Below are 1,264 nucleotides of genomic sequence, written 5' to 3' on the forward strand. Positions count from 1 at the left end.
CAGTAGACAAGTCAGGGGACTGCCCGGCTCAAGGTAGCGCTGCCCTCCCGTCGACGAACACCGTCGGATCGAGGGAGGACAGGATGGCTCAGGTCATCATCGGCGTGGACCCGCATAAGCGTTCCGCCACCATCGAAATCATCAACGCCCGGGAGAAGGCGCTCGGGCAGGGCCGGTTCGGCACCGACCGCGACGGCTACCAGGCCATGCTCGCCGCCGGCCGCAAGCACAAAGACCGCCTTTGGGCGGTCGAGGGCTGCAACGGCATCGGCCGGCACGTCGCTCAACGCCTGGTCGCCGACGGCGAAACCGTCGTGGACGTTCCCGCGAAGCTGTCCGCCCGGGCCCGCGTGTTCGCCACCGGCCAGGGCCGCAAGACCGACCCGGTCGACGCCCGCAGCGTCGCTGTGGTCGCCCTGCGCACCGAAGGTCTGCGGCAGGTCGTCACCGACGACACCACGGTCGCGTTACGGCTGCTGGTCGACCGCTGTGACCAGCTCGGCCGGGCCCGCACCGACGTGGTCTCCCGGCTGCATCACCTGCTACTCGAACTGGTGCCCGGCGGCGCGAAGAAGGACCTGTCCGCCCAGCAGGCCCGCGCCCTGCTGGGCACCGTGCGCCCGCGCGACGTGGTCGGCAAGACCCGCCGCCGGCTGGCCTCCGAGCTGATCGGCGAACTCGTCGTCATCGACAAGAAGATCAAAATCGCGAAACACGAGCTCACCGACCTGGTCAACAGCACCGGAAGCCGGCTGATGGACCTGACCGGCATCGGACCGTCCGGCGCCGCCCGCCTGATCGGCGACATCGGAGACATCGCCCGGTTCACCAGCCGCGCCCACTTCGCCTCGTGGAACGGCACCGCACCGATCGACGCCTCGTCCGGCGACCAGAACCGGCACCGGCTCTCCAGAGCCGGGAACCGGCGCATCAACCGGGCGCTGCACATCATGGCCATCGTCCAGCTCCGCCGTGACACCGAAGGGCGCCGCTACTACCGGCGCAGACTGGCCGCGGGCAAGACCCCAATGGAGGCCCTACGGGCACTGAAGCGGCGGCTGTCCGACATCGTCTACCGGCAGATGGTCGCCGACGCGAAGCTGGTCAGGACGGGTCCGGGAGGACACGCGGGGGCGACTCTGCAATCCAGCGCGGCCGACCTGAACCCCGAGATCGACACTTCGGAAAAGTCACTTCCCGGACCCGCCACACCCCAGCCTAGAACAACCCTCGCCACGGCCTCTTGACACAGAGGGGTGCCAGA

Annotated in this window: 1 protein-coding gene; it reads left to right on the plus strand. The window is 69.1% G+C overall.

Annotated elements, in window-relative coordinates; translation table 11 throughout:
- Nucleotides 1-1,247, plus strand: a 1,247-nt coding sequence (locus tag AC5RWQ_RS30185; protein WP_494285996.1) for an IS110 family RNA-guided transposase, incomplete at its 5' end; no start/stop codon positions are given.
- Nucleotides 1,248-1,264: the final 17 nt, after the last annotated feature.

Source organism: Micromonospora sp. BS32 (assembly GCF_059089345.1).